We start from the raw sequence: 8,540 nt of genomic DNA, 5'->3' as shown, positions 1-8,540 counted from the left end.
AAAATACAAATAGGTTATAAAAACACTGGTGCACTTTATATTTCATTTAAGGAAATTCCATCAAAGTGGAATTTTTTTGCATAATTATTACTAATAAGAAAATAAAATAGTATAATTTTTATGATGCACAGGGGTGCTTTTTAGCTGAGATTATACCCTTTTAACTTGATTCGGTTAATGCCGGCGTAAGGAGTTGCTATTTTCTTGCATCAGAAAGGAAAGATGTCTAGAACAAAAGAAATTATTTTTTCTGCATTTGTTTTGGCTTTAATTGTTATTTCTAAATTTATTGAAAAAATTATTCCAGATTTACCAAATGGGCTGGGAAATATAGCAAAAATTCATGAAATAGTTATTTTAATAAGTTCAATTGCTTTTGGAGTCTTAATAACTATTATTCCTGTTCTTATTTATCTTGTTATTATTTCACCTATTTTTAGTGCTTTTTTTATATCAGGAATTTTTTATGTTGAAAATATACAAGATAAAATAGGAGTTTATTTTTTAGATTATTTTTTACCTTTAATTTTAATTGCTTTAATAGGGATATTTAAAAAAATAAAAAATTTAAAATTGATTTTGTTTAGTTATGCAATAACAATATTAATTTTATTATCACACTCGACTAGTGGTTATATATATTTTAAAGAGTATTTAAAACCTATAAAAGAATTAGAAATACTTTATTTTCTTTTATCTTTTGGTTTAAATCTGCTTTCATATGTTTTATTTTTTGTTTCCTTACCACTTTTAGTTATAAGTTCTAAAATATTAAGAAAACACTTTATCAAGCACTAGAAATAGTCAAAAAGTCAAATACAAGTTCAGTAATTTTTAATTTAAAAAGAATTTTATTTTTATTTTTTGATGTAAAAATAATATAATTTATAAAAATAAATTAACAATAATGAGGCAAAATGAATAAAAAAAATAAAAAAACAATATTATTTTCATCAGCGATGTTGTTACCTTTTTCTTATGCTGCTTTTGTAGCTTGTTCACAAACAAAAATTGAAAAAGAAGGTAACACAACTGAAAAAGAACCAACAAACCCTGGAAATACAAATGCAGGAAATGTAAATAAAGAACCAGGTTCAACTACTGGAATTCAAGAAAGTGCAATGGGGAAAATTGCTGTCACAAGTTCAGGGATTACAAATGGTTTTTTAAACGAAGAATATGCAGCAAAACAGGATCCAAACTCTTATTCAACAACTTCATATGGTAAAAGTTTACCTTTAAGTTGAAACAAAGTAGAGAATGCTAAATCTTATGCTGTTGTTTTAGTTGATAAAACAGCAACAGAAGTAATGGGAAGAATTTTTACCCATTGAGGTGTTTTTGATATACCATCAACCACTACTTCTTTAGAAGAAAATTATTCAGTAACACAACAAAATAACAGTGAAATCAAACAAATCATAAATTCAAATGACCAAATGATGGATCACAATGCAAGTATATATTTTGGTCCACTTCCTCCAACAGAACACATTTATGAAGTTAGAGTTTTTGCTTTAAGTGAAGCAAAATTAAATGTAAAATCAAATCACGATAAATATTATTTAGGTGATTTCTATGATGTTATTAAAGACAAAACTATTGCTGAAGGCGTTTTAACATTTGCATATGAACAACATCCTTCTGTAAAATCAAATGGAAATTTATATTCTTCAAATGAAGTTAAAAAACTTGAAATAAAATCAAACGCAATCCAAAATAATATATTAAATACTGGTTATTTTTCAACAAGCACTTCAAATGATTTAAGCCAATTAAAAACTTTTGGATTAAGTTGAAATAAAATAGAAGAAGCACAATCATATATGTACTGAATTGAAGATTATAGTCCAGTAAAAAACGAAAATGAAGCAGAATATAGAAATAAAGTTAAAATTTTAGGTGGCAAAATCAATATTGTAAATCCTGCAGTTGCTGATAAAATGTTTGTTTCTGTTGGTGAAGAGTACTACAACGATCAAGAAACTTCAAAAAACATTTTAAACTCAACTTTTGAACTTAATTTTAATGTTCATAATGAAAATGCAAATAGAGATGCTCAAAAAATATTATTACCTAAAAAAGATGGTGATGGATCTCAAAATCTTTACATAATTAGAGTAGTTGCTTTAAACAAAAAATTAATTAAATATAATAAAGCTAATAATAACGATCCTCATCCAACTCATATGGATGAACACTTAATAAAAGATTCTTTAGGTTCATATTTACTTCAAGCTAAAGGTTCAATAATTGCTGAAGGATCATTAATATTTAAATTAGTATAAATTATCAATCCTTTTAAGGATTGTTTTTTTCTTAATTTTTAATGCATTTTTTGAATTTTGGTATAATTGCAATATGAAATTTTTAAACTTAGGAAATTTGAGAATAAAACTTTATAAATTTATCAGTTTAGTTTATTCTGATTTAAAGTTTTTACCTACAGAAACTTCTCAAAATATTTTTGATAATTATCCCATTTTTCTTCATTAGAGAAGGAATTTTTTCCTTTAGATAATGAGGTTTTTGATATTTTAAAAAAAATTTTAATTATTAAAGAAGGGTTTATTTATTTATGATTCAAAAAGAAAAACAAAAGACTCTCATTGAATTAAAAAATGTTGATAAAGAATTTGGTGAGAAAAAAGTTTTAAATAATGTAAATTTAAAAATTAAAAAAGGCGATTTTGTTACTTTACTTGGACCTTCAGGTTCAGGAAAAACTACAATTCTTAGACTAATTGGTGGTTTTGAGTGAACCACTCGTGGTGAAATTAAATTCGATGGGGTAGATATTAAAGACTTACCAGCAAACAAAAGAGATGTATCCACTATTTTCCAAGACTATGCTTTATTTTCTCACCTGACAGTTTCTGGAAATATTAAATACGGACTTAAATTAAAACGTTATCCAAAAACAAATATAAATGAAAATATACTTAAAAAATTAGAAGAAAATAAAGAAAAATGAACAAAACATGCTAATGAAAAAATGGTTGAAATTGATAAACAACAAGCCATTTATAAAGAAGAATTAAACGATTCTAAACTTTCTAAACTCAAAAAAGCAAAAATCCAAAGATGATTGGATGATTCTGATTTTAAATATTCTTATTGAGAAAATTATGTTAATACAAAAACAGAACATTTTCAAAAAAGATATTTAACTAGAAAAATTACTAAACAAGAAATGGAACAAGAAGTTTCAGATATTATTAAAATAGTTGGTCTTGAAGGAAACGAAAATAAAAATATTAGTGAACTTTCAGGTGGTATGAAACAAAGGGTAGCACTAGCTCGTTCATTAGTTATTGAACCAGAAATCCTTTTATTAGACGAACCATTATCAGCACTTGATGCAAAAATTAGACAAAAAATGCAACAATTATTAAGATCGGTTCAACAAAAATTAGGAATTACCTTTATTTTCGTTACTCACGATCAAGATGAAGCTTTAGAACTTTCAGATAAAATCGCGGTAATTAGAGATGGTGAAATTGAACAATATGATTCACCAAAAAACATTTATGATTATCCTGTAAATAAATGAGTAGCAAACTTCATTGGTGATGCTAACTTCTTTGATGCACAATTTGTGGAACCAGGAAAAGTAATGATTTTAAATCACTTAGTTGAAACAATCCATACAGATTTTGCAAAAGATGAAAAACTAGATGGTTTAATTAGACCAGAAGACATAGTTTTATCAAGAAAAGTAAGAAGTCACTATTTTGGTGTTGTAGAAAAAAGCACTTATAAAGGGTCATACTACTTTATAAATGTAAAAGTAGGAAACAAAATAATTCAAGCTGAAACAATTGAAAATTTTGAAATTGGTGAAAATGTTTATGTTCATTGAACTAAAGAAGCATTACACTTAATGAAAAAAGATCGTAAAGGCTTTTTAGCAAATGATAACTAATATTTTGAAAAAAATAAAGTCAGGATTTAATCCAAGACTTTCTTTATCAATTCCTTATATTTTATTTTCAATTATTTTCATATTGTTGCCATTACTTTTACTTTTTATTAAAGCAGTAGCACCTATTTCCACTGATGATGGTGAAACTTTTAATAATCATTTATTCATTCAACAAAAAGAAACATGAGTAATTATAGGGAGATCTGTATTTGTAGGTATTGCAACAGCGATTATTTGTTTAATAATTGCTTTACCTTATGCTTTTTATGTTTCAACAGCAAAATCAAAGGTATTTAAAATTTATTCAATTTCTCTTATTGTTTCACCTTTGATTATATTCACAATAGCAAAAACATTCTCTTTAAGAGCTCTTTTTGTAACAATGTTTGATGAAGCAGATTTAAATACTATCTGATTTATGATTTTAGGATTAGTATTTTTAAATCTTCCATTTATGATTATTCCTTTATATACAGTTTTTAGAGATATGCCTAAAAATATTTTAGAAGCTTCTGCAGATTTAGGATACAATAAAACTCAAACACTTTTTAAAATAGTTTTACCTTACGGATTAAAAGCTATTTTTTCAGGTATTGGATTAGTATTTCTACTTGCAGCAACTTCAATCATTATTTCTGATAAATTACTACCAAATGGTGGTCAAAATCAACTGATTGGAAACTTAATCAATATTAACGCTAATCCATCTAACCCATTTGATCTTGCAAGATCATCATCTTTAGTTTTAATTACTATTGTAGTTATGATGGGAATTTATGCAATAATTTATTTCTTTCCAATTGTATTATTAAAATTGAAAGGGATTAAAAATGACTAGATTATTAGATTTTTTTAAAAAGTATGAAATTTTAAGAAAAAGTTACATTTGAATAATTTTAATTCTTTTTTATACACCAATATTTTTTGGTTTAATTTATTCTTTTAATAAACCATCTGATAAAGAACTTATTTCTACTACTTGAAATACATTTAGCTGAAAAGGTTATGAAGATTTAGCATCTCAAGAAAAATTACTTGCACTTGCAAACTCATTTATCATAGCTATTGCAACAGCTATAATTGTTATATTTATTTCGTTAATTACCGTTTTTGCTTTATGAAAGCAAAAAAATAAAAGTGTAAAAACTTATATTAATACAAGTTCTAACATTCCTTTAATTAACCCAGATATTATTACAGCTATTTCACTAGCAATCTTGCTTTCACTTGTTTTAGGGGTTTTAAAAGCTACTGAAGAAGGAATGATAAGAGCAATTGTTAGTCACGTAACTATGACTCTTCCTTACGGAATTATGCTTTTATATCCAAGAAGTGAAAAATTTTCTAAAAACCTTTTTGAAGCTTCTTTAGACTTGGGATATGGAAGAATAAAAACTTGATTTAAAATTTATTTAACATATATGCTTCCTGCTATTTCTTTTGTGTTCATTATTGTAGCTTTTCTTTCTTTTGATGATTTTATTATTACAAGAATTACATCTAATGTTTCCACAATAGGGGTCGAATTATATCAAGGAACTTTTAAAACCTGAGCACTTGCTTTAGGTGCAATTATGTTACTTTTTACCGTTGTGGGAAATGTTGTTTATATAGTTTATAAAACTAAAAATTCCAAAAAAGGAGTAAAAAATGGCATTATCAAATAAAGCAAAATGAACAATCGCAGCTTCTTCATTAGTTTTAGTTCCAACAGTTATTGGAGTAACTTATATTAAAACAACTGCTAATTTTAAACCAATTATTATGAACTATCAAAACTATCTTTCTAAAAGCACAGTTGATGGTTTAAATAAACATTTTAATTATAAAGAATTTGGTGATGTTTCTGAATTTTCTAAAGCTATAGAAGATAATAGGGTTATTGGTGGAGTTGGTTCAGATTTCCAAATTGTTAGAATGATTCAAAAACAATTAATTAGAAAAATTGATTTTGAAAGATTATTTAGAAAAAATAAAGCACTTGCAAATAAACTAAAACATAATCCTAATTTAAGTGCACAAGAAAACATTAATAATAAAAGGAAAGTTATAGAATCACTTTTAAGAAAAGAAACTTTAGAACATTTAGATAATTATAATCAATTTCTTTATGTTGAAGGTGATAAAAGCAAAGGGATTATCGACATTGATGGTGATGGAATTCAAGATCAATTATGAGAATTTTTAATCCCTTATTATATTCAAGATAAAGTTTTTACTTATACAGTTGGTGATTACGATAAAGATGGCAAAAAAGTACCATTAAAAGAAGCAGTAGCTTCTTGAGATGATGCAAAAAAACAGGAAATTAGAGAAAAAGGTATTCGTTTTGATAAACAAGATTCTATATCCATTGCTCAAACTTTAATTAAAAATGGTTACAAATATTTTGAATGAACTGAAGCAATGAGAGATAATCTTCTTTTAGGTAGTGAGTTAGTTAATGATCCAAAACTTAAAAACAATGGTTATACAGGAGTTGTAGATAAAGAAAACTATCAAGAACAAATTAATAAATTTCTTGAAATTGTTCAAAAATCAACAAATCATCCTTTATCTGATACAAAAATTAACAGTGTTAAAAGTTCGGGTTTAGAATTATTAACAGCTTTAATTGACTCTGGAGTAAAACAAGAAGTAGGTTTTATTTATAATGGTGATGCTTTAGATGCACTTAACGGTAATGATAATTTTAGCAACGTTGAAGATGGAACAACAGTAAGAGCAATAAGACCAAAAAATAATATGACATTATTAGATGCCTGAATTATTACAAAAGATATCGATGATAACTTGGCAAATCAATTATTAGATGACCTTTATGATAATCTTTATAAAGGTGATGATTATTCAGTTGATGAGTTAATTTTTGAATCAGCTGAAAATGTTAGATATAATTATGTGCAAAAAGACGATAACTTTGTGGAAGAGTCAGGACGTGGTTATAAATTAAACTTTGAAGCACTTCCAAATTTAAGAAACTTTGACTATGTTAACTATACACCTGCTTTTAAATCTACTTATGAATATTTTGAAAAATTCTATTTTAATGATGCAACTACAACAGTAAAAGAAACAAATGATGAAGATGCTGAAGAAATTTCCATCTTACAAAGTTTAGATGGAGAAATTCTTAAAAATGATCCAAAACTTTCGTCTATTAAAGTAGAAACTACTGAAAACAGTTCTAAATTAGCAAAAAACCTTTATAAATCACAACAAAAAACACAAACCGTTTATGGTTTAGAACCTGATGAAAATACACCTCCAGAAGACATTTATAATGTAGAATATAAATTCCTTGCTCCTGTAGGTGAAAGTTTAAATTCAGAAATAAAAACAGCATACATTATTGCAACTAAAAAATAACTTAATAAGCTTAGAGAATTTTCTCTAAGTTTTTCTTTATAAGATTATTGAAAGTATAAGAAAGTAGATAATTATTTTAAAAGTTGGAAGTTTAAGTTAAAATGTTAAATTATTCATAAAAATTCACATTTTTAATAAAAACTATTCTAAAAAATTAAATTTTTTTCAGTTTTTGCAAATAAAGTTATATAATAATATTGCAATCAAATAAAGGAGAATAATATGAAAAAATTTAAAAAAAGAAAATTGTTATTCCTATCTTCTTCATTAATTTTGCCATTTTCTTTTATTGCTGTTTCTTGTGCTCAAGAATCTAAAGAAGAAAAAGAGCAATTAGAACAATCTAAATTACAGGAAAAATACAGAAATTTAGTAGTGAATTCAGCTTATAAAGTTAAAAATGATTTTATAAAAGAAGAATTTCTTTATGATGAAAAAAAAGTTTCACTGAAATTTCCAAGAAGATTTGACAAAGTAGATAGTTATAATCATCTGATTACAGAAGAAGAAAGAGAAGCATTTAATAAATTTTTAAAAGATAATTACGATAATACTTCTAAAGACAAATTCTTTAAAGAAAATTATCTTTATGTTTTTCACACAAATAAAATTTCAAGAAATTTATTATATGATGACAGAACTTTATATTATAAAAATAATGAAAATAAGTTTTATATTATAGATAAACCTAATTTTCACTTAGATGAAAATTCTGATCCTAATCATAATTATTCAATTTCATTTTTAGCAAGAAATAAATTAAAAGGAAAAACAAGTTGGACTATAATAAATACAGATGAAGATTTCAAGAAATTTCAACCTAACGATAGTGATGAAACAACAGAATTATTTAATCAAAAAGTTGTAAGAGAAGATTTACTTAACAATGATGATGTTAAATCTAAATATAAAGAATTTATAAATACAAAAGATTTAAAGAATGATTTTTATTTTGATAAATTAACATTAGAAGATTCATCTGCTAAAAAATCTCTTTTAGAAGATTTATTCGATTCTCAAAAACAACAAGATTCAGACCATTTATCAATAAAAATAACTCAAGAAAACTATAGAAGTTATTCTCATTGATTAGATCCTTTTATTTCAGAATATGTTAGAAATAATTTTGAGCAATACAGAAGAGAATATTGAACATATTTTAATGATAAAGATTTAATTGCAAATATTTATATGGTAGTGTAAGATATTTTGTGTAAATTTCTCTTGCTTACTTTTTAGTAAGAGA

7 protein-coding genes and 1 riboswitch are annotated in these 8,540 nt (G+C 25.1%); all 7 genes read left to right on the top strand.

The window, feature by feature from the left end; genetic code table 4:
- Positions 1-119: 119 nt before the first annotated feature.
- A riboswitch (TPP riboswitch) is annotated at positions 120-210 on the top strand.
- Positions 211-222: 12 nt separating this feature from the next.
- Positions 223-798: a hypothetical protein gene (locus ACXX88_RS03685; protein WP_458559623.1), complete on the top strand. Its 576-nt coding sequence runs from the start codon at positions 223-225 to the stop codon at positions 796-798.
- A 119-nt stretch (positions 799-917) separates the two neighbouring features.
- Positions 918-2,288, top strand: coding sequence for a YbhB/YbcL family Raf kinase inhibitor-like protein (locus tag ACXX88_RS03680; protein ID WP_458559622.1), 1,371 nt, complete (start codon positions 918-920; stop codon positions 2,286-2,288).
- Between the two features lie 290 nt (positions 2,289-2,578).
- The gene (locus tag ACXX88_RS03675; RefSeq protein ID WP_458559621.1) at positions 2,579-3,925 is read left to right on the top strand and encodes an ABC transporter ATP-binding protein; all 1,347 of its coding nucleotides are present in this window, start codon (positions 2,579-2,581) and stop codon (positions 3,923-3,925) included.
- 4 nt (positions 3,926-3,929) lie between these two features.
- The gene (locus ACXX88_RS03670; protein WP_458559620.1) at positions 3,930-4,763 is read left to right on the top strand and encodes an ABC transporter permease; all 834 of its coding nucleotides are present in this window, start codon (positions 3,930-3,932) and stop codon (positions 4,761-4,763) included.
- On the top strand, positions 4,756-5,592 hold the full coding sequence (locus ACXX88_RS03665) for an ABC transporter permease (protein ID WP_436359082.1): 837 nt from the start codon (positions 4,756-4,758) through the stop codon (positions 5,590-5,592). Before ACXX88_RS03670 ends, ACXX88_RS03665 begins: the two co-directional genes overlap by 8 nt.
- A complete protein-coding gene (locus tag ACXX88_RS03660) occupies positions 5,576-7,294 on the top strand; it encodes a hypothetical protein (RefSeq protein WP_458559619.1) in 1,719 nt (572 codons plus the stop codon). Before ACXX88_RS03665 ends, ACXX88_RS03660 begins: the two co-directional genes overlap by 17 nt.
- A gap of 222 nt (positions 7,295-7,516) precedes the next feature.
- Positions 7,517-8,497, top strand: coding sequence for a hypothetical protein (locus tag ACXX88_RS03655; protein WP_458559618.1), 981 nt, complete (start codon positions 7,517-7,519; stop codon positions 8,495-8,497).
- Positions 8,498-8,540: the final 43 nt, after the last annotated feature.

The sequence above is a fragment of the Mycoplasma sp. 5370 genome (assembly GCF_054343435.1).
The sequence above is the reverse complement of the archived record's forward strand: the minus strand, read 5'-3'. Positions and strand labels throughout refer to the sequence as shown.